Genomic DNA, 20773 nt, shown 5'->3' with positions numbered 1-20773 from the left:
ATAAATATATGGATTGAATAGAAAAGAAGAGAATAGAAAAGAAAACGAAAAGGGGTGCCCCTAGTACTGTCACTGACCATGAATGTGAGTCATGGACATGACTGGGGGACCCCCTTTTTCCATTTTGACAAGTATTCGTCATTTAAGGAATAGTACACATTCCAATTGCAATGTTAATCAATGTGACTGAAGGCTTATTTGTCCGACGCATTGCTTAGTAACACAGATAATCTGCGCATCGCCTCTTCCACTGTGGAACGTGGACAGGCTACATTAATACGCATGAACCCTGTACCCTCGGTTCCAAAGGAGCTCCCGTCATTGAAGGCAAGTCCTGCTTCATGAAGCAGCATATTGCATAGTTGTGCATGTGGGATATTCAATTCCCGGAAATCCATCCATAACAGATAGGTTGCTTCGGGTAGATGCATTTTGATCTTTGGCATATGTTCCGCAACATATTGCTGTACATACGCCATATTCCCGCGGATATATACAAGGCACTCCTCCAGCCATTCCTCTGCATCATTATACGCAGCTTCGGTTGCAACAGCCCCCAGTGTGCTGATACCGGCAAGTCCCATCGTTTTGACACCTTGCGCGAAGGATTCACGCAATTTTTCATTAGGGATGATGATATTGGAAGTGCAGAGGCCGGGGATATTGAACGTTTTGCTTGGAGCCGTACAGATGATACTCAGATCGGAGACAGCCTCCGAGATCAGGGTCAGCGGTGTATGAGCTCCGCGCTGGTGAACAAGATCGGCATGAATTTCATCTGAAACCATCAGTACGTTATATTGAACACACAGCGACGCAAGCTTTTCAAGCTCCTCGCGAGTCCATACACGTCCAACCGGATTATGAGGACTGCACAGAATGAGCATTTTGACTCGACCGGTCTGCAAGCTGGATTCCAGTTGTTCCAGATCCATCGTGTAATGGCCATTATTCTCTGCCAAAGGATTGGTGATCAGTTCACGGCCTTGACCACGTACCACCTCATAGAAGGGAGCATACACCGGAGTCTGAATGACCACTGCATCTCCCGGATCCGTAAATCGTTGTACAGCAATGCTGAGTGCGGGCACTATCCCTGGCGTGAACACGATCCAGTCATCGTTAATTTTCCAGTTGTGGCGGCGTTCCATCCACCCTGCAACGGCTGCATGATAGGCTTCGGTACGCACCGTATACCCAAATATGCCGTGTTCCATTCGTGTTTGCAAAGCCTCAATGACGGATGGTGGAGCAGCAAAATCCATATCGGCTACCCACATCGGAAGCGCATCTGCAACACCGAAGATCTCCTCAAGTGCATCCCATTTCTCTGATCCAGTAGAGATCCGGTTAATAGACTGATCAAATGTACTGTTATTGTTCATCGTAAAAATCCCCCTTAAATTCCGTTCCCTCGATTACAATCGACAAATAATTATCAACTATATCGGTTTATTTCGCAACTCTTGACGTGCGAGCGGAGCTTCATAGGTATGGTCTGGAATTCAGGACTTTATTCATATAAGAACAGCTTAACGAGTCAGAGAACGGCAGGCATACGACAAAGACTATTTATGTACGCCCTTGGTCCTGTTTTTTTCATTTTTTGTTTACAACCTCTTGTCAGATGCTATTATATTGCTAACATTTGATGGAACAACGGGCTGTTATCCGAATAAGCTCGTACCCATACATGATGAGCATAACGACATGGGCATTTTGCGTAAATCGAGCGATTGTCTTGTATCGTATTATGCATAAGGCTGACATTTGAACTCAGGAGGCGTTTAGAGATGAAAAGCAAAAAGTGGTTGATTACTGCGAGTGTGTTCGGCATGGTGTTGACCGGATCGGCAGGCGTATATGCAGGTACACAACTGGAGACGATCAAAGCTTATTTGAACCATGGACTCGCCATTGAAGTGAACGGACAGAAATTCACACCGACAGGTGACCAGGGCAAAAAGCTTGCGCCAATTACATATCAGGGCAGTACATATCTTCCCGTTCGTTCGATCGCGGATGCACTGAAGACCGAAGTGAAGTATGACTCCCAGAACAATAAAGTGAGCATCGGCTCCTCAAGCTCCTCCGGTGGGTCCACATCCACAGGCAACAGCGGATCAACATCACCCTCAACAGGGACTAACACACAGGCAGCAGGCGTGAAGTCCAAGTATCTGCCAGCAGATTTCCCATTACCAAAGGATGCGAAGGCGACAAGTCTCGTTGAGAACATCATGGATGGCAACAAAAAAGTTGTCCTCACGTACACAACAAAAGAAACGTTGTTAACCGTTGGAACATCCTATAAGGACTACTATCAGACCAAAAACTTGACTCAAAATACTCAGGATATAGAGGCAGACGGCTTCAGTATCGTGGGTCGTGAAGATGGTAAATATGCCGTAACGATCACGGGTTCTGTGTCTGCGACCAACAAGGACCTGAATGAAGTTACCGTAGTGTGGGGCGAAGAGTAAGGGACGATTATAATTACACGTCCTAATACTATCCTGCCTGAGTTGTTCAAAGTATAGTGATCCGTATTCTTCTATTATTCAAAAGGTAACGCCAAAAGCCGCCCGTTGAAGTCGTAACAGATTTCAACGGGCGGCTTTTATGCTTGAATTCATATCTGGTTCTATTCTTCTCGGGAACTTGATGTTATTTACAGGTACTCGTTAAACCAACCCGCAATATGCTCCAGACGGCGTACCCGTAAGTGAGGATGACCTCCACGAGACAATTCATGGTTGGCCCCTGGGAAACGAACAAGACGAGTAGTCTGCTTACGGCGTTTCAGCGCAATGTATAATTGCTCAGCCTGTTCAATCGGACACCTCAGATCCTGTTCGCCATGCAAAATGAGCAGCGGAGTACTCACGTTGCCGACATAAGCGAGCGGGGAATGTTTCCACAGTTTTTCCGTGTCATCCCACGCGTTCCCACCAATCTGATCTTCGGTGAAGAAATAGCCAATGTCACTGACACCGTAGAAAGATAACCAGTTGGAGATGGAACGTTGGGTCACAGCGGCTTTGAAACGATCCGTGTGCCCAACAATCCAGTTGGTCATGAAGCCACCATAACTGCCACCGGTTACGCCCAGTCTGGATTCATCAATAAATTCATACTGGGACAGGGCATAATCCACACTTTCCATGAGATCGCGATAGTCGCCACCGCCGTAATCGCCACGACAGGCATCTACAAACTGTTGCCCGTATCCGAGCCCTCCGCGTGGATTAATGTACACCACAGCATAGCCTTGTGCGGCAAGAATCTGGAACTCGTGCATGAATGTAAAGCCATACATCATGTGCGGGCCGCCATGAATCTCCAGGATAGTCGGGATTTTGACCCCGTCAACCATGCCAGGAGGTTTCATGATCCACCCTTGCAATCGCAGGCCATCCGAGGCGTTGAACCAGAAGGTCTCGGGTGCACTAAGATGGATCTCATCCTCAAGCTGTGGATTGCAGTGGGTAAGCTGAATCGGTTCTACACCGGAATCTTCCGGTTGTTCATACATATAGAGGTCACCAGGATTTCGTGTATTGGCAACAGCAGCAACGATCTGTCCGTTTTCCAATTCGGCAAATTGATAAATCTCCTGTTCATCAGGCAATATATACTCCGCACTGCTGCCGTCTATTGCGAATTTGGCGATGCGTACACTACCATGAATGGTCGCTAGGCAGAGGATGGATGAACCATCCCGACTGAATACAGGCCCCGTGGTTGTCAGGTGTGACCGCATGTCACCAACAATGCTGTGATTCAACTGTACGTCCCAATCCGTGCTCAGACATACGGGTTCACCACCTGATACAGGCAGGGTATATAACTTCACAAGTGTTGCATTTCCATAAGAGCGGTCACTGGCGAGCAGGGCCAGGGATTGTCCATCCGGTGCAAATGTCAGTCGGCTGAACGTATATCCGTCCGGAGTTAACTGCTGCACATCTGATCCGTCTGCCTTGGCAAGGTACACATGATTGGTCAGGGTGTAATCGTTATGCTCCTCGCCTTCTTCAGGCATTTGCGTGATCCATGTGATGAATGACCCATCCGGTGACCAGGCGTAGTCGCCAACGTCATAATGACCTGTAGTTACAGGAATAGCTTCTGCATCGATCGGCGCGATGATGAAGAGATGGGAACGTCTTCCGTCCCATAATCCGCCTGCATCTGATTTCATGCGAATTCGGTCCACGACATGTTCTTGCGGCAGTTTAGGGTCATCGTCTTTGGAATCTGTATGTTTTAATTCGTTTTCTCCGCTCATATCCACGGATGATCTCACAAGTAGGGTATGGCCATCTGGTGACCAAAGAAAGGAACTGACGCCATGTTTCAGGTGACTGATCTGCTGTGCTTCTCCGCCATCTGTTGCGATAATCCACACTTGGGATTTCCCATCAACCTCTCGTAAAAAGCCAAGCTGGGACCCATCTGGCGACCAGGCCGGGGAATGATCCTTCTCTCCGGAGGTAAAGGGCCTGTCCTTCTGACTCCCCAGATGCAGCAGTCTCAGGTGAGAACAATAACCGTCACGTGCTTCATTTGTTTTCCGGCTTACATATACCAGTTGTCCGCCTTGAGGAGACGGAGTCGGATCGTTAACCCATGTAATCTGATAGAGATCTTCCGATGTGATGCCGCGCTGACTCATCATTTCTTGTCCTCCCACCATGAATTAGAATTGGTTAATTTCCTAACCTTTCCATTTATATTAACGGAAAGCCAAGTACAGGACAATAAGGGAATGAAGGTTGTTCTGTCATCGGAGTGGCCAGTGTGCAAACATTCTTTATTCAATTCATATAGGTGTGTAAAAGGAATTGCTCGAAAGATGACGAATCCTAATGTGGAATAAGCGCAGAAATGACGAGAAGTGGTCATAATTTAATGTTTAACATGGGTGAATTTGGTTTAATGTACAATGCAATTCTTGTTCTACATTCGGTTATTTGGTTCATAGCCATTCGTTTATATAGAACTTGTATGATTCAGTCGTAATCAAGGAGGAACGTCACGTTGAGCACATCCTATGAACAGCATGTAGAATATCCAAACCGGAAACGAATGGCGTGGCTTACGGCAGGGGCAGCGCTTTTTGTAGCCGCCGGATTTTTTCTGATTTTTGATCGTTCTTCCGATACGAATGATTCCATCCTTTCGAGTGTGATTGGAATTCTATCCATTTTGTTTTTTGGGCTATGTTTCTGCTACAGTCTGGTAAAGATGATTAAAAAGGAACCTTCTTTTGTCATCAATGAGGATGGGTTTGTGGATGCATCTTCGTATACCGCAGGAGGAGCAGTGGCCTGGAAAGACGTTGAGAATATTTTTATGTATGAATTGATGGGACAGAGAATGATCGGCGTTAAATTGCGGGATGAGAAAGCCTTTCTGGATCGCCAGAACGGGATGAAACGCAAATTGATGACGGTCAACAGCACTATGGTTGATGCGACCATCAGCGTTGCACAGAGTAGCCTCACCATGCCACTGGATCAGTTGTATATCTTGATGATGAGGCACTGGAGACATGTAAGTGATGGCATGATTTATGATTCGTGTAGTCGTCGCTAGAGAGGTGCAATGTCCATAAAGTCTTCAGAATGGAGGAACATAGATGATGCATGGTGATCAGACACGCACGATTCTGCTTCCAGATGGAACTGCCCTGCCCGCGATAGGACAAGGCACGTGGTACATGGGAGAGAAGCCATCCAGCCAGGAAGAAGAAGTACGGGCGCTGCGTTCCGGTATTGAACGGGGAATGACTGTAATTGATACGGCGGAGATGTATGCGGAAGGTGGGGCAGAAGTCGTTACAGGAAAGGCTATCTCAGGCCTTCGTGATGAAGTCTTTCTCGTATCGAAAGTATATCCCCACCATGCGGATCGCAAGCAGATGATTAAGGCCTGTGAGCGCAGTCTCAAGCGATTGGGAACAGATCGTCTGGATCTGTATTTGCTCCACTGGCGTGGAGGAGTACCGCTCGAAGAGACGGTTCAGGCTTTGGAACAATTGAAACAATCCGGTAAAATTCTGCGATGGGGTGTCTCGAATCTGGACACTAGGGATATGCAGGAATTATGGAGCCTGCCGGAGGGCTCGCAGTGTATGGTGAATCAGGTGCTTTACCATGCAGCTTCACGTGGTATTGAACATGATCTGCTTCCCTGGATGCGGGAACGGCATGTTCCAGTCATGGCATATTGTCCCCTGGCTCAGGGCGGCAAACTTCGAAGTGAATTGTTGGAACATCCGGTCATTCAGAAGATTGCACAGGATCGAGGAGTGACAACTTCGCAGATTGCATTAGCCTGGGTGATCAGGGATGGAGATGTACTGGCGATTCCCAAGGCGGTACAGCTGAGTCATGTGGCAGACAATGCGGCAGCAGTGAACATCGTTTTGACACCAGAAGAACGGACCCGGTTGGATGAAGCTTTCCCTGCACCTAAGGGCAAGGTACCTTTAGACATCGTGTAGAGGGTATCTTTGAACGGATGAGCATATGAAGAAGGTGAAAATGCGAATATTAAACTATTTAGAGCAGATCTTTATGACCTGCTCTTTTTTGTATGTATTTAGATAACTGAAGCTTGCCCATCAACGGAGCAAATATATATTTATCACAAATGGGCTTTACAACACTATTTCACTAGTGTACTATGTAACTAACACACCAGTACAGAGAGGAGCGAGTGCTTTGTGACGATGGAATTTGATAACAACTTACCAATATATCTGCAGATTATGCAGTACATCAAGAGACAGATTGTAACCGGGACACTTCAGGCAGGTGACAAAATCCCTTCGGTTCGTGAACTGGCGGCTGAATTACAGATCAATCCCAATACAGTACAACGGACATTTCAGGAACTTGAGCGAGAAGAAGTGGTCGAAACCAAACGGGGTTTGGGCAGATACGTGACAAGTGAGGAGCGGAAGATTATGACGATCAAAAAAGAGATGGCTGGTGAGTTGCTGGAACGCTTTCTGACCGGAATGCAGGAACTGGGGATTGAAGAGCAGGATATCTTATCGATCGTAGCCGATGCCGTTGCGGAAGGAAAGGGAGGAACAACACATGAGTAGCATCCTTGAACTGAACCAGATTAACAAGACATACGGCAATAAGAGAGCACTCAGTAATATTACATTGGATATTGCTCCTGGCCGAATTGTTGGCCTGCTGGGTAGCAATGGCAGTGGCAAAAGCACGCTCATGAAACTGGTTGCAGGTTTGCTGCATCCGAGCAGCGGAACGATTCAAGTGACAGGTAAGCCTGTTGGGTTGGAGACGAAGTCACTGGTTTCATTTATGCCGGATCGTCCATTAACCGAGAAGTGGATGAGAGTGCGGGATGCAATTGCGTACTACCGTGATTTCTATGCTGATTTTGACGAGGAGAAGGCACGGGAGATGCTCGATTTCATGAACCTTGTTGAGAGTGATCGGGTGCGGCATCTATCCAAAGGTATGAATGAGAGACTGCAACTAACCATGGCGCTATCCCGCAAGGCTCGTCTATATCTGTTGGATGAACCGATTGGTGGAGTAGATCCGGTTGCACGTGGCAAGATTCTGGATGCGATCGTCAAATTCTATGATGAAGACAGTAGTCTGATCATCTCCACACATCTGGTGAATGATATCGAACGGATTTTTGATGAAGTCGTCTTCATTCGTGAAGGTCAACTGGTGATGCGGGAAGAAGTGGAAACGCTCCGTCTGAAATATGGGAAAAGTGTGGATGAGATGTTCAAGGAGGTCTATGCGGAATGATGACTTTATTGAAGTATGACTTTAGAAGGAACTGGAATACTCTGCTGGCTGGGCTAGTTATCTTGATTATTGCTCAAGTGGGACTTTCCCTTTTTATGTCTGAGATCGCAGGGATTGTGCTTGGCATTATGGGTTATGTTGGGGTAGGCGTGTCTATTTATGTGAAAGTGATCAAAACATACATGTCCAATATCCGCTCTTATAATCGCCGTCTTTTGCCCGTAACGGGCCTATCCCATGTGTTGTCTCCTTTGATTTTTGGAGCTCTTTGCGGGTTGGGGTTAGTTATTATATTTACGACTCATGCCTACATCTATATTTCAATGAAGCTCAGAATGAACATGGCTAGCAATATTGATCTTTCGGGTCTGCATGTTTCGGATTATATTAGTTTGTTGCTGTTTAGCGCATGGGTTATGGTATTCATGACCGTCATTATCTTCCTTTCGATCTCGATTGCAGGCAGCTTCCGCTGGAAAACGGGACCATGGATCGGAATCGTTGCATTCTTGGTCCTCGTTAATCTGATTGGCTGGTTGGAGAATATGCTTATGACAGGACGCTTCAGTCCAAGTGAAATGTTCCGTTACACCGAAGAAAGTACAGGTATTGCAATCACAGCCAATGGCGTATTATGGTCGGACGGTATGTGGGGAAGTACTATATTCGAAATGATCGTAGCGGTCATTCTGGTGTGGGCTACCATATACCTGAATAACAAAAAAGTTGAAGTCTGATGATAGGATAACTTGAGCGTGATGCGAGCAACCAGGGTTGCTCGTTTTTTTACATCCAGAAATATTCCACTTTTTAAATCCATTACCATTAATTATACGTATATATAGGTATATTGTGTGCTCGATGCGAGATTAGGTTAAAGAGAACCAAAGGATATATAAGGGAAAGGAGAATGCGTTATGGAACTATATTTTAGGGACAATTTTTTTAACGCAGGTTATACCGAAATTATGAACCCGAACCAGGAACAGGCTGGACATCTGGATTTGAAAAGCGTTTTTGGCTCATCGCTCGATGTATCTGATCACTCAGGATTGGTCTGCAGCGGCAAATTCCGCATGTTATCCAATCGTTGGGATGTTACTGCAGCTGATGGGAGACATCTGGGAGTATTGCGAGCGAGGTTCAGTTTCTTTAGCAAAAAGTATGAGTATGATGCCGGGTCGCGTGGTACGTACGATGTGTCTGCTCCGGCATTTTCGCAGGAATATGATATCAGTGGAAGTGGTGGACGCATCGTGGCAAGTTTCCGTCGCACCAGCGGCTGGTTTAGTTCAGGGGCATTTGTATTGGATAACCAGTCGGAACAACTCGACACCTATGAATTAATTGCTGTGGTCATGGGCGTGCACGTGATTAATAAAAGACGGAATTCGGCTGCCAGCAGTGGGGGAACCTAGTTTAGGAACATGTATAGAAAAAAGGTTTGGATGAGATCATCCAGACCTTTTATTTTGTATAGTTTATTTTGAGCAATAGGTTAGGGGGAACCTGCTTTTACGGATTCAATGACCATCTGCTTTTGCAAACGGTTTTTCCTCGGGTTGACGGTGCTGAACTTCATTGGAGTATTCGGAATGTATATCAGGGTCTTTTGCTGCATAACGGGCCAATGCCTTGGCGGCTGTCTCGGACATTCGCTCCCGCAGCATTGGATGGTCAGCGATTCGAACCCGTTTGCCGAGAAAACGCATTTTGGATAAGACATAATCGATCTCATTCCGCGGAACGGTCAGCTCGATCCGATAGGTCTGCTTGGGTTCCATGTACTCGACTTGTTTCTCGAAGCAGGAGAAGGCATAGAGGATTCGGGATAACTCCTGATTGAACTCTGGCAATACTTCGATGGTGATCGTCGTTTTGCGCTTCTCCGTAATTGCAGCAATTCGGGCAATGTAGCCCGAAGCGGCATCCGGCTCAATCGGTTGAGCTTCCACGGTAACGATGCTGTGCAGCTTGGTAGACATGAGCATGTCGATGCGAGGCGCGTACCAGAGCACGTACCATTCTTTTTTGACCATGGAATACTCCAGTTTATACGGGAACCCCAATTCATCCTGGCTTGTGCGTCCATTACGGACGCGACCGATCAGCCGAAATCCCTGGTGATGAAGAATGATTAATCGTAACCGTCTAAGCAGTGGATGAGAGACACTGTTCTCCTCACTTTTGGCTTTTTCGGTCAGATAATCCTGAAGATTCAGATCCTGCTCACCGTTCAGCATGTTGTGCATTTTATCCAATGTTACCGCGCTCAGGGCTTCTCTTGCGGCAGGGTGATTCAGCATCATGCGAAGCCAGGCCCGTTCCTGTGAGGTCCAGGTGAACAGTCCGGTTTCATTCAGTCGGGTCATCATCTGGTAATTGAACATCTTCTCGAACAGGTTCATAATATTCGGCAATCTCCTTCCATTCCTGGATCATCTCCTGGCGTAGCTTCTGCGGTTCAATAATTTCGCAGCTTGAGCCAAAACTCCGCAACCACGGTTTGATCTCGGTGGTACCGTTGACCTGGATTTCGTAGAGAAAGGTATGGTCCGTTTCGGGTATGATCTTGCCCCATTGACCTTGCAGACGAACTCGATCCAGAATGAAATTGCGCTGACCACGTCCCGGGTGGAAAAAGCGAGCTTGAACCGTCACGGTATTCCCTGTGTCTACGAGCCAACTGTAGCGACTGATGTCAGTCCACTGCTGCTTCAACTCGAGCATGTATTCTTCTTCGACTGAATCCTCTTCCTCCAGTTGAGTTATGCCTTCCATGCGGAATTTCACAAAGCCGCGCCGGCCCTGATATCCAATGACATACCAACGACCATACTGATGATCATAGACCACTTCAAGAGGCACGATCCGGTTGGATCGACCACCTGCTTCACGTTCGAAGCGCGGATTCGTATTCTGTGAACTGTAGCTGGATGGTTTTTTCGGTGAATAGTATAGGAACTGCACACGCTTGCGCTGACGAATCGCACTAAGCAGCGTGTAGAGGTGAGCTTCGTCCAGGATACGAGAATAATAGTGATACTTGTAGATATAGGGTTCGGTCGCTTCTTCTTGTGGAAAACTTGCTGTAATGGCTTTCTTCAGACTGTCCCGCAACAAGTAACCTTGGACAGAAGGAACCTGGGTGTTCGCCATCATATCCACAAAATCATACAACTCCAGCTGTTCTTCAACGTTTAATTCGGTAAGGACATCCTGTTGCAAGGCATAGCGATACGGTCTGCCACCCGGCTCTTTTCGAATAACCCCAACCTCTTCCAGATACTTCAGATCGGAGCGAATGGTTTTCTCGTCAGGTAACGCCAGATCTTCCGGCAGATCAGCACAGCAGGCGTCGAGCAGTTCCATTGCGGTCAGGGCTGTATCTTGTAGGGTATGCAAAAGAACAGAAAGACGCTGAACTTCAGTCTCTTTCATCGACTTGGCGCGGAAGAGGAAGAGCAGCATGGGCTCTGCAGATTCTCCGTACTGAAAACGAACGAGGTCTGCCATTTCCCGGCTTGCTTCGGCACCTAAACGTTGATCAGCGACGGTCTGCATGATTTCTTTTAACCTGCGATTGGTTTTATCAAAGGTATGTACGGATATGCCAAGCCGCTCGGCGTACTGTTTGCGGGTATATGCGCCACTTGTCAGGGATAACATGCGTAAGAACTGAATTTCTTTGTCAAAACTCTCTTTAGCCATGAGTATTCACTCCTTGGTGGCCTGGAGTCAGGCGGATATAATGGACAACGATGTTGGCAGAACAATTCTGCGGTACAGAAACATTCGTGAACTTCCCATGTACGATATCCCTTTATTGTAGCAGGAAGAGTGTCAGGTTTCATTTTAATCTTATGAAGGTTGACTCCATCGCAGAAATTCAGTCGTCGTCATACTTTCGCCATGTTCGCGCACAGATGTGTGAGGCATAATGAGGTTGTGAAGCGGGGCGGCAACAAGCACTGTGGATCAAGGTTCCGAGGCGCTAGGGAGGGTTACTTCGACTGTTAATCGACCAGGTCGTTGGTTCGAATCCAATCGCCGCCGTTCATGGCGGTGTAGCTCAGCGGTAGAGCGGGTAATACACCTTCCCACCTTTTTCCTCGGAACATTTTATTATGAAAGAACAGTACTTAGACTCACACCGGGAGGTCATGAGGGATGAGCAGAGCGAAACAATTATTCAATCAACCTCAGCCAACGACACGTAATCATGGGGGCTACGGAGCCTATGAGCGATTGGTGGAGGAACAATATATACAGATGTTGATGACTAATACATTGAACAATACGTTCTATGCAGATACCCAGCAACTGATGCACGATGCGAAGGCCAGTCATCAGGAGATGGCTGAGGTGGATGCAGGGTTTATGGCGCGGGCTCTGATCTATGCTCGTAATGAAGGGTTGATGCGGTTACAGTCTTTATATGGTCTGGCACTATTGTCCAAAGTGAATGTGGATCAATTTGCCAAGGTGTTCTCCAAAGTGGTACAGACACCGGCTGATTTGGCTGATTTTCTGACCATTCTGAGAGGATTGGGGCGGGGGCAGGGCGGCCGAGCGGTGAAGCGTCAGGTGAGTCTCTTTTTGAACGGGATCAGCGAATACTGGGCGATCAAATACAACGGACGCGGGCGTGGATACAGTCTGGGCGATATGATCGCTACAGCACACCCCAAGCCGATCGATCTGAAGCAGCAAGCCTTGTTTCGTTATTTGTGCGGGCATGAGGTGGACCTCACGGAACTGCCGCAGTTGCAAGCGCTGGAGAAACTGAAAGCTACGCGCAACCCGGCAAGCCGGATGCATCTGATCGAGAAAGGTAAACTTCCGTATTCAGTAGTTACCTCGATTATGCAACCGACACGTACGGTGTGGGAGGCATTAATGTCACAGATGCCGACCTTTGCGTTGCTGCGCCATCTGAACGCAATGGATCGGGCAGGTGTTTTTGAAAAATCGAAAAATATCGATTTTGTTAGACGTCGTCTAACGGATGCGGAAGCTTTGCGCAAATCGCGCATAATGCCTTTCCGATTTGCCAGTGCGTATGAAATGATTGAGAGGGAAGAGCTGCGGGATGCTTTGCGGCAGGCGGTGGAGCTATCCATTGGCAGCCTGCCAATGCTGCCGGGAAGGACCGCTATTTTCCTGGATCGTTCCGGTTCCATGCAAGGGGATTATTTACGCATTGGTTCGGTGCTGGCGCTGGCACTTTATAAACAAACAAGAGGTAACGCACTGTTCTGGTTATTCGACCATTTGGTTGAGGATGCTCGGCCGAAGATGAATGAGAGCATTCTTTCCCAGGCTCATCGGATTCGCGCACAAGGTGGAACAGACACGGGTCGACCCGTGCGTGAACTACGGGATATTGGAGAGAAAGTGGATCAGATCATAATGATTACCGATGAACAGCAGAATGAAGGCAGCCCGTTATATGCCGAGCTTGAGCGATACCGCCGGATGATGAATCCGGAGCTGAAGGCATTTATTGTGGATATAGCACCTTATCAGCAGGCAATGGTACCGCCACGAGATGGCAAGACCTTTTACATCTACGGCTGGAGTGAGACGGTATTGACGTATATTGCCGAGACTGTGGCCGGATATGATACACTCGCGGACCGGGTTAGAGCGATGGATATTTAATTTGGGGAAATTGGAGGCGACTGGGCATGACCTATGTTCATGAAGAAATGAAAGATACGATCAGACAACAGCTGAGACAGATTGAACAGGAGGAGCAGGTACGGATCATCTACGCCTGTGAATCAGGCAGTCGGGCCTGGGGATTTCCTTCCCAGGATAGTGATTACGATGTGCGTTTTCTGTATGTGAGACCGCTTGAATGGTATCTATCGATTGAGGATCGAAGGGATGTTATTGAACGCCCAATCAGTGATCAGCTTGATATCAATGGTTGGGATCTGCGCAAGGCGTTGAAGCTGTTTCGCAAATCGAACCCGCCACTACTGGAGTGGCTGCAATCCCCCATTCAGTATGATGAACAGTACAGCGTGGCACAGCATGTCCGTGAACTGTCACCGTTGACCTTCTCGCCCAAGTCCTGCATGTATCATTATCTGAATATGGCGAAGGGCAATTTTCGGGATTATTTACAAGGGGAGCGAGTCAAGATTAAAAAGTATTTCTATGTGCTGCGTCCCTTACTCGCTTGTGGCTGGATCGAACGTTATGATGCGATGCCTCCGATGGAATTCGAAGAGCTGGTGCATGAACTTGTCCCTGCGACTACACCGCTATATACGGAAATTCATGAATTGCTGCGCCGGAAAAAGGCAGGTGAGGAACTGGATCTGGAGCCGCAGCTGCCAGCCATACAGTTTTTTTTGGCGGAGAAGATCGAGCATTTTGACAGACTGGCTAGCCAAATGGAGAATGAGCAGGTGATTCAATATGAAGAATTGGATCGAATTTTCCGTTTGGCATTGCAAGAGGTGTGGGGCGAAGGTGAATAAGAGAGCGAAAGTGGCATGTGGGTGGGAAACGCTATCGTTGAAGCCGAAGCGAGTGGACCTGCGTTTGTAAATTGTTATATGAAAATAAATTTTATTATTAACCTATATTGTATGGGTAATTATGGTATGATACTCTGGCCAAACTAATTGCTGGGGGTTATTCATATGCGTATCAAAGTAATAAGCAGTTTGCTTGCCATTTTCATGATTTTTGCTACGGTTGCGTCTGCCCATCCGGGAAGAACAGATGCGAGTGGAGGGCACACCTGTCGCACCAATTGTGCAAAATGGGGGCTGAAACAAGGGGAGTATCACTATCACAACGGAGGTTCCTCTTCGAGTTCCAAATCTTCATCTTCAAGTTCATCCAGTTCAGGAAGTACCAAGAAAAGTAACAAATCTTCAACGGCAACCAAAAAGCAAGCTGCTCCCAAACCAGAATATATCAAGTCTTCTGTTCAGGTGAAGGTGAATGGTTCGAAGGTTATTTTCACTGATTCTCCTATTGTAATGAATAACACGAATCTTGTACCTCTGCGAGAGATGGCCAAAGCGATGGAAGCCAAAACATCTTGGGACAGTGAGACTCAAACCATTACCGTTACCAAAGACAAGTACAAGCTAGTCTTTACCTTGGGCAGTAAAAAGGTAAAGGTGAACGGAAAAGATGTCACCTTACAGGCAGCGCCCAAAGAAATTAAGGGAACAACATACATTCCGCTTAGAGCCCTGGTAGAAGGACTTGGAGCATCCCTTACTTCGTCGGGTAATACGCTGACGGTGAAAGTAAAATAATAAGAATAAGAAATCATAAAGAAGCAGGTTAGGAGTCATCCGGCCCTGCTTCTTTGTTTTGTATATGAACTTTGTTAAAGCGAAACCTCATCAGGCCATTTTACTTGGAGCTGCAACTTTTTACATGACCTGGATCAGTTGGTATGTGCAACGGCACGAATCTCAATCAGTTGATGAGGGAAAGCCAGACCTGATGTGCCGACCATCGTAACCGCCGGACGATACGTACCAATGTATTCTTTGTACACGGCAACACATGGCTCAAGATGCTCCTGCGGGTGAACCAAGAAAATCTCCAGTTCAGCAATGTTCGATTTGGTCACGTTGAATCCTGCGAGTACGCGATCCAGGTTATCCAGTGTCTGGCGAACTTGTGCTTCAATATCATCCACACCAATGAACGTCCCCTGCATATCATGCGAAAATTGCCCTGCAATGTAGATCATACCGTTAACGCTGTATCCCTGAGCGACACTGAATGCTTCTTCCCACGGTACACCGTGGCTATAGATTTGAGTTGTAGCCATATGAATCTCTCCTTTGGAATTCAAGATAAGATGAGTATAAACGGAGAAAAACGACTTGGGCAGTACGCACTTTCATGACAGTGACTATCCAAAAGGATAGTGTTAACACGGTGTTTGTGAGCCTAACGGCTCACTTGAGAGAATCTTTAAATCAGGATATTTAATTTAGGTATAACTAACTTAAGTCCTATATCCTTCCACTAGAATCTGGGTAATAATTATAATAGGCAAGTGATTAATGGAATCTCATAACGTAACGATAGGGGGTAACCTGTATGGCATCCGTGATTCTGCTGGTGAAACAGACGGAGGACGATGAGAAGGTTATTTATCGATTCGGACCGAATGAGCGAAAGATGGGGCTCATTGAGATGAATAAGATCAAGGAAAGTGTGAGGGAACTGGAACCTGTCGAGGTGGATGGGGTAAGTCCGAGCTTTTTCTTTAACCGAGCCGCGCAGCGACTGGTACGATGTTTATTCAGGGAAGGCGGCAAATTCCCGGAACGAACGACGTTTGAATCATAGTTCTATGGCAGGCTGCTTGACAAGTAGGCTCAGCAGGCAGTTGGGAGTTCATGGGTTAAATAATGGAAGAAGTCCAAGAGACCAAAGGTAGTGGCTCTTGGACTTTTTTTGCGTGTGCTGCACATTTAAGTATGGGAGACAGGGACCGCGAAGTGATCGATCCATTCTCGCAATTGTTTACGAAAGGAGGAATTGGTATGCTGGTCAATCTCGATGTAAGAATCATTTTCGCTGGTGGAATCTCTGCTAGTCATGCTCCAGATACCTTGTTCGGTATGAAGCAGCAGGAGAGCTTGATCAGGCAGAGGAATTACATCTTCGGCATAATTAATGATACTGAGGTTATCCACACTACGACCAGAGGTTTCAAAAGAGTTATGCCATACCTTCAATAACTCGCGTGTTTCCAGAGGTAGCTCCCAATCATCCATGAATCTATCTAACAACATATGGTTTCCCTCGTTCGTCAGGGTAGCCCATTGTTCCTCCGTTATCGTGAACTGAGTAGGTTGATCAATGAATGGTTTATGTTGCCCTATGTAAAATCGGAACAATTCCTCTTCCCATTCCTCAGGTTCTGTCCAGGTGAACAAATGTACACGTTGATCCACTGCCAAATGATAGAGATATGTATCGTTGTTATCCGTACTTTTGTGAATGGTTAATACCTTTTCTTGTTCAAGGCTGTCTGAGTATGCTCTAATCATGCTGCGGCTTTGGGCAAAATGCATAAGCATCTTCAGGAACTCCGGCTCGATCTCTATCTTGGTATCTTCCATATGCAAGATGAGCCCCTTGGATAAAAGTCCGTGAGAGGCAGCCCTTAGAACGAGTTCCCAGTGTTGTTCAGATAACTCGCCATACATCGGTTTTAGGAGACCGGCTGCAATGTCCTCCGCGCCAAGTGTGGCCAGCGCAAATCCGAATTCTTCAATGGATAAGGTGACAAGTGGTTTATTCATGAGCTTAACTGCCTACTTTCCATGTAGATTGATAGATATAGGTTACTTTTTTTGGAAGGTCATTTGTGCTCATTCCAGGTTTTCCGAAGTAATTTAAGAATATCGTTTTCCTGATGTTTCAGTAGACTATACGTATATACTTTATAGCTCTTTCCATCAACCATTTTGAATAAGTAAAAGGATGGAGTAGGTTGAATCCATTTGTTTAGTCCCGGTGCTACGAAATCAATGGTGCGTATATCCTTCCAAGATAACTGTATTCCTGTATTTGTCTTAATACCAGACAGATCGAAGGAAAATAAGATGTTTGTTCCAAATACTCTCGTGATGTTCCAGATAAACAGACGTCCCACAAACCAAAAGCTTAAGAATGCCGCACTAGTAAAGTACAAGGTTTGAAGTACGCTATTGTCACCATAGATAACATCTCCAATCAAGACAAGTCCAGCAATGATAAAAAGAGCAGATATCAACGTATGACGAATTGCATATTTGCGTTGGTATGTAACGAGCTGCATGGATACCTCCTAAGTGTTACTTGAAGAGTTTACTAACCCATCTAATTCCTTTTTCAGCGGCTGATGCTATATGTTTTCCTGCGTAACTACCTATAGCTCCACCTACATAAGCTCCAACTGCTGTTCCTGCAGGCCCGGCAAACGATAATAGGGTCCCGCCAACAATAGCCCCGGCTCCTGCAGAGGCAGACTTGATCACGATATTCGATGTGGACACGGCGAGATCTGTTTTGGTTAATGTTCCTTCCTTATACTTGGAAACCGTTTTAACCCCTTCATCCCAAACATTAAGTCCTACGTTGATAGGGAACAGTTTTTTGCTTATCATTGTAGGTATTTTGGAAATCTTCATACCGTATTGACCTTTATTCACACCAGCAATAACATTGCGGGTCCATTGACCGAAGCTGTTGGCTTTGTTGAAACCAAGCCCGATATCACCTACTTTTAATTTACCTGCAAGTCGATCGAAGCCCTTCAGTCCTTTCATGACCAGACCCGGGCTGCGGAATTGTTTATCCAGTTTCCGTGCCAAGTTACTTAGAAAGGAATTCCCCTTTCCCTTCACCCAAGGAGCATTATGGACTTTGGCACGGCTGGAGTTCCGGGGATCTACTTTGAAATGAACCGTTTTGGAGAGTACCATGGACGTAGCCATAGCAGAATATAGTCCTGTTCCAATCAGGCCTACATTCCCGTGAATCCCATTAATTATATTCCAAGACTTACTTCCTTGATCATATATATCCGATAGCGTCGTTTTTGCATCTTTCCCAGAAGTGGATTGGCTTGAATTGGTCTGTACCCCATGCCCCTGAGATTGATCCGCTTGTGAGAAACGAGTTGCGATGGTATGTAGTTCCGTGCCAATCGCAGAGACTGAGCTAGAAAATCTCTCCATTTGTCGATGTGCCACCTGAAAGTTCTGAAAGAAACGTTCCTGTGTGATTCCTGACCACTGGCCCTGTAACGTACTTATATGTCTGCTTAAATTGTTAATCATGCTACGACTATGTTCCGAAGCTTGAGCAAATTGGTTGGAGATTGCCTGAAGCTGCTCAGGCGGTACAATAATCCTGGTCACGACATTCACCTCGTGGAAGTTGAAATTAAGAATTTCTACAGATTATGTATAGATCAAAAATGCAATGCTGTGAAATATTTACCCACTAAGTTTAAAGGTCGAAACGTTTATTCGCAACGGATAATAAGCAATTGACGCGCAAAATAGTCCTTTGGTTGGGTTAGATAAGTGCTCTTCGTAAGACTTTGTTCCTGCCAAGTGGGACTTAGACGAACAGTATAAACAAAGAAGCCCACAACCTCCTATAGGGGCGTGGACTTGTAAATTTGAATTTGGTCTTAACGGAGGGATGTACTTACGAGCATTCCTCATCTAGAACGTTTTGGCATAAGAGATCAGTGCCGTAATTGTAATGATGTTCAAGAGCGTTGATATTAGTACTGTCTGGGCTGCAAAATCCGGTTCGTTATCGTATTCTTCCGCCAGGATGGATGCGTTGACACCTGTCGGCATACCCGAAGCGATAATGAGTGCCTGTGCAGCAATGCCTTCCAACCCCAACATGAGCACAATCGAAATTCCGATAGCGGGGCCAATCAGGAGACGTAAAAATGTGCTAATATACACATCAAGGCGGTACAGCCGAATTGGATATTTTACGATCTGCGCCCCTAGTGTCAATAGCGCTACGGCAACCATACTTTGCTGCGCATAGGTCAGCGGCATGGATAGAAACGTCGGGAGGGGAACCTTCCACATGTGGAACAGAATCCCTAACAAGAGCGCATAAGGAACAGGCATTTTAAGGAATCCAATAATCACCGCACGGTAATTACCTTTAAGCTTCGCACCCTGAATGGACAACACGCCATAGGTGAATGTCAGTAATGCCTGTAAAGACATGACGAGGGCTTGAATGGAAGAGGCGAGTGGATCACCGCGGAATACCAGTGCATTGATGGGCAGTCCATAGTTGCCTGCGTTATCCAGCATAATGCTGTTGTTGAAGGCAGCCTTCATGCCTTTATTCATCCGAAGAGAACGGGAAACGACTGACCCTATAATATAGAGAATCAATACATAGATTGCGTAAAATAATGTCACAGTCCCGAGCAATTCGCCCGACATATCCGAGTGATACATGCTCATAAAGACGGCTGCGGGGGTAATACAATAGAAATTGATTTTGGCGAGGGTGTACAAGTCTAGCTTGAACACCTTTTGCATCCAGGATCCAACGGCAATCAGGAGAAAGACGGGTAGGACGACTTCAAGCATGATGTCTGCAATCATTAGTTCAACTTCCTTTTTCATGAAAATTTCATCCGATTTCGAAAATGCTTTGCTTATTATATCATTTTATACACAACCAAATGTGGAATAGGCTAAAAAAGATCAGGAGGTGTTGCATCATGATTCCAGATCATCTGGATGTTGGTTTATCGATATTGTTTATTGGCTTCAATCCTAGCATTACGTCTGGTGAGACGGGTCATCATTATGCTTACAAAGGTAACCGGTTCTGGCGCATTCTTGAACGGTCGGGATTAACTCCGCGTTTATACGATGCACAAGAGGATGGAGAGTTGCTGAAGCTGGGGTACGGATTCACGAATATCGTGGCTCGGCCCACCAGAGGAATGGAAGATATTACAAAGGAAGAGTACGCAGAAGGACGCCAGATTTTGCGGCAAAAGCTGGAGAACTACCGACCGGACATTGCCTGTTTTGTTGGAAAAGGTGTATACACCCAGTACAGCAAACGTGCCAAAGTGCAATGGGGATTTCAGGACGACCCGGTCGTCAAGGAAATTCAGGAATTCGTCGCTCCGTCGTCCAGTGGACTCGTGCGCATGTCGATGGATGAGATTGTGGCGATCTATTCACAGCTTGCTGATTTTGTTGCGGAGAAGAACGGGGAAAATGAATAGGTAAGAAAGACAGGAGAGGTAAGATAGCAGAAATAATAGGCTACCACGAAACTTATAGAGAATGTGCAGCGACAATCACAGAATGTTGGTACGCAGAGTTCACCCTGTCGGCTTCGCCGATCAGGGCGAATTCTTTTTTTTGGATCAAGTGAGAGGTTTCGGGAACGGCTTCCGTCTATATAGT

General features: G+C 46.4%; 21 protein-coding genes. 12 read left to right on the top strand and 9 right to left on the bottom strand.

The window, feature by feature from the left end; all coding sequences use genetic code 11:
* Positions 1–194: 194 nt before the first annotated feature.
* Positions 195–1385, bottom strand: a complete 1191-nt coding sequence (locus tag MHH93_RS10045) for a MalY/PatB family protein (RefSeq protein ID WP_500053925.1) — start codon at positions 1383–1385, stop codon at positions 195–197.
* Between the two features lie 408 nt (positions 1386–1793).
* Between MHH93_RS10045 and MHH93_RS10040 the strand changes: the two genes are divergently transcribed.
* Positions 1794–2483 carry a stalk domain-containing protein gene (locus tag MHH93_RS10040; RefSeq protein WP_150366171.1) on the top strand — a complete coding sequence of 230 codons (690 nt, stop codon included), beginning with the start codon at positions 1794–1796 and terminating at the stop codon, positions 2481–2483.
* Between the two features lie 188 nt (positions 2484–2671).
* On the opposite strand, the gene MHH93_RS10035 is transcribed toward MHH93_RS10040, so the two are convergent.
* Positions 2672–4681, bottom strand: a complete 2010-nt coding sequence (locus MHH93_RS10035; RefSeq protein ID WP_500053924.1) for a S9 family peptidase — start codon at positions 4679–4681, stop codon at positions 2672–2674.
* 362 nt (positions 4682–5043) lie between these two features.
* Between MHH93_RS10035 and MHH93_RS10030 the strand changes: the two genes are divergently transcribed.
* From MHH93_RS10030 to MHH93_RS10005, 6 genes are all read left to right on the top strand, one after another.
* On the top strand, positions 5044–5601 hold the full coding sequence (locus MHH93_RS10030; protein WP_500053923.1) for an STM3941 family protein: 558 nt from the start codon (positions 5044–5046) through the stop codon (positions 5599–5601).
* Positions 5602–5644: 43 nt separating this feature from the next.
* Positions 5645–6511, top strand: coding sequence for an aldo/keto reductase (locus MHH93_RS10025; RefSeq protein ID WP_500053922.1), 867 nt, complete (start codon positions 5645–5647; stop codon positions 6509–6511).
* A 222-nt stretch (positions 6512–6733) separates the two neighbouring features.
* Complete coding sequence (locus MHH93_RS10020; RefSeq protein ID WP_026081254.1) at positions 6734–7120, top strand: GntR family transcriptional regulator; 387 nt, start codon at positions 6734–6736, stop codon at positions 7118–7120.
* Positions 7113–7811, top strand: coding sequence for an ABC transporter ATP-binding protein (locus tag MHH93_RS10015; protein WP_500053921.1), 699 nt, complete (start codon positions 7113–7115; stop codon positions 7809–7811). Before MHH93_RS10020 ends, MHH93_RS10015 begins: the two co-directional genes overlap by 8 nt.
* Complete coding sequence (locus MHH93_RS10010; RefSeq protein WP_500053920.1) at positions 7808–8548, top strand: hypothetical protein; 741 nt, start codon at positions 7808–7810, stop codon at positions 8546–8548. Before MHH93_RS10015 ends, MHH93_RS10010 begins: the two co-directional genes overlap by 4 nt.
* 180 nt (positions 8549–8728) lie before the next feature.
* Positions 8729–9229, top strand: coding sequence for an LURP-one-related/scramblase family protein (locus MHH93_RS10005; protein ID WP_500053919.1), 501 nt, complete (start codon positions 8729–8731; stop codon positions 9227–9229).
* A 105-nt stretch (positions 9230–9334) separates the two neighbouring features.
* On the opposite strand, the gene MHH93_RS10000 is transcribed toward MHH93_RS10005, so the two are convergent.
* Both MHH93_RS10000 and MHH93_RS09995 read right to left on the bottom strand, forming a co-directional pair.
* Positions 9335–10219 (bottom strand): WYL domain-containing protein, encoded by an 885-nt coding sequence (locus MHH93_RS10000; protein ID WP_500053918.1) that lies wholly within the window; start codon positions 10217–10219, stop codon positions 9335–9337.
* On the bottom strand, positions 10167–11522 hold the full coding sequence (locus MHH93_RS09995; protein WP_500053917.1) for a helix-turn-helix transcriptional regulator: 1356 nt from the start codon (positions 11520–11522) through the stop codon (positions 10167–10169). Before MHH93_RS09995 ends, MHH93_RS10000 begins: the two co-directional genes overlap by 53 nt.
* 459 nt (positions 11523–11981) lie before the next feature.
* Here MHH93_RS09995 and MHH93_RS09990 point away from each other — a divergent pair, with 459 nt between their 5' ends.
* From MHH93_RS09990 to MHH93_RS09980, 3 genes are all read left to right on the top strand, one after another.
* Positions 11982–13475 (top strand): TROVE domain-containing protein, encoded by a 1494-nt coding sequence (locus tag MHH93_RS09990; RefSeq protein WP_500053916.1) that lies wholly within the window; start codon positions 11982–11984, stop codon positions 13473–13475.
* A gap of 26 nt (positions 13476–13501) precedes the next feature.
* On the top strand, positions 13502–14305 hold the full coding sequence (locus MHH93_RS09985) for a nucleotidyltransferase domain-containing protein (protein ID WP_500053915.1): 804 nt from the start codon (positions 13502–13504) through the stop codon (positions 14303–14305).
* A 165-nt stretch (positions 14306–14470) separates the two neighbouring features.
* Positions 14471–15100, top strand: coding sequence for a copper amine oxidase N-terminal domain-containing protein (locus MHH93_RS09980; protein ID WP_500053914.1), 630 nt, complete (start codon positions 14471–14473; stop codon positions 15098–15100).
* A 134-nt stretch (positions 15101–15234) separates the two neighbouring features.
* Here the strand turns inward: MHH93_RS09980 and MHH93_RS09975 are convergent, their stop codons facing one another.
* Positions 15235–15627, bottom strand: coding sequence for a RidA family protein (locus tag MHH93_RS09975; RefSeq protein ID WP_500053913.1), 393 nt, complete (start codon positions 15625–15627; stop codon positions 15235–15237).
* Positions 15628–15902: 275 nt separating this feature from the next.
* Here MHH93_RS09975 and MHH93_RS09970 point away from each other — a divergent pair, with 275 nt between their 5' ends.
* Positions 15903–16154 carry an RNA-binding protein gene (locus tag MHH93_RS09970; RefSeq protein WP_442031498.1) on the top strand — a complete coding sequence of 84 codons (252 nt, stop codon included), beginning with the start codon at positions 15903–15905 and terminating at the stop codon, positions 16152–16154.
* Positions 16155–16279: 125 nt separating this feature from the next.
* Here MHH93_RS09970 and MHH93_RS09965 read toward each other — a convergent pair whose 3' ends face one another.
* From MHH93_RS09965 to MHH93_RS09950, 4 genes are all read right to left on the bottom strand, one after another.
* Positions 16280–17116, bottom strand: coding sequence for a YfjC family protein (locus MHH93_RS09965; RefSeq protein WP_500053912.1), 837 nt, complete (start codon positions 17114–17116; stop codon positions 16280–16282).
* 59 nt (positions 17117–17175) lie between these two features.
* On the bottom strand, positions 17176–17634 hold the full coding sequence (locus MHH93_RS09960) for a hypothetical protein (RefSeq protein ID WP_500053911.1): 459 nt from the start codon (positions 17632–17634) through the stop codon (positions 17176–17178).
* Positions 17635–17650: 16 nt separating this feature from the next.
* On the bottom strand, positions 17651–18718 hold the full coding sequence (locus MHH93_RS09955; RefSeq protein WP_500053910.1) for a WXG100 family type VII secretion target: 1068 nt from the start codon (positions 18716–18718) through the stop codon (positions 17651–17653).
* Between the two features lie 312 nt (positions 18719–19030).
* Positions 19031–19951, bottom strand: coding sequence for an AEC family transporter (locus MHH93_RS09950; RefSeq protein ID WP_315938154.1), 921 nt, complete (start codon positions 19949–19951; stop codon positions 19031–19033).
* A 119-nt stretch (positions 19952–20070) separates the two neighbouring features.
* On the opposite strand from MHH93_RS09950, the gene MHH93_RS09945 reads away from it, so the two are divergent.
* On the top strand, positions 20071–20589 hold the full coding sequence (locus MHH93_RS09945; protein WP_500053909.1) for a mismatch-specific DNA-glycosylase: 519 nt from the start codon (positions 20071–20073) through the stop codon (positions 20587–20589).
* Positions 20590–20773: the final 184 nt, after the last annotated feature.

The sequence above is a fragment of the Priestia sp. FSL H7-0729 genome (assembly GCF_038005685.1).
Taxonomy (GTDB): domain Bacteria; phylum Bacillota; class Bacilli; order Paenibacillales; family Paenibacillaceae; genus Paenibacillus.
This window is presented reverse-complemented; position numbering and strand designations above follow the sequence as displayed.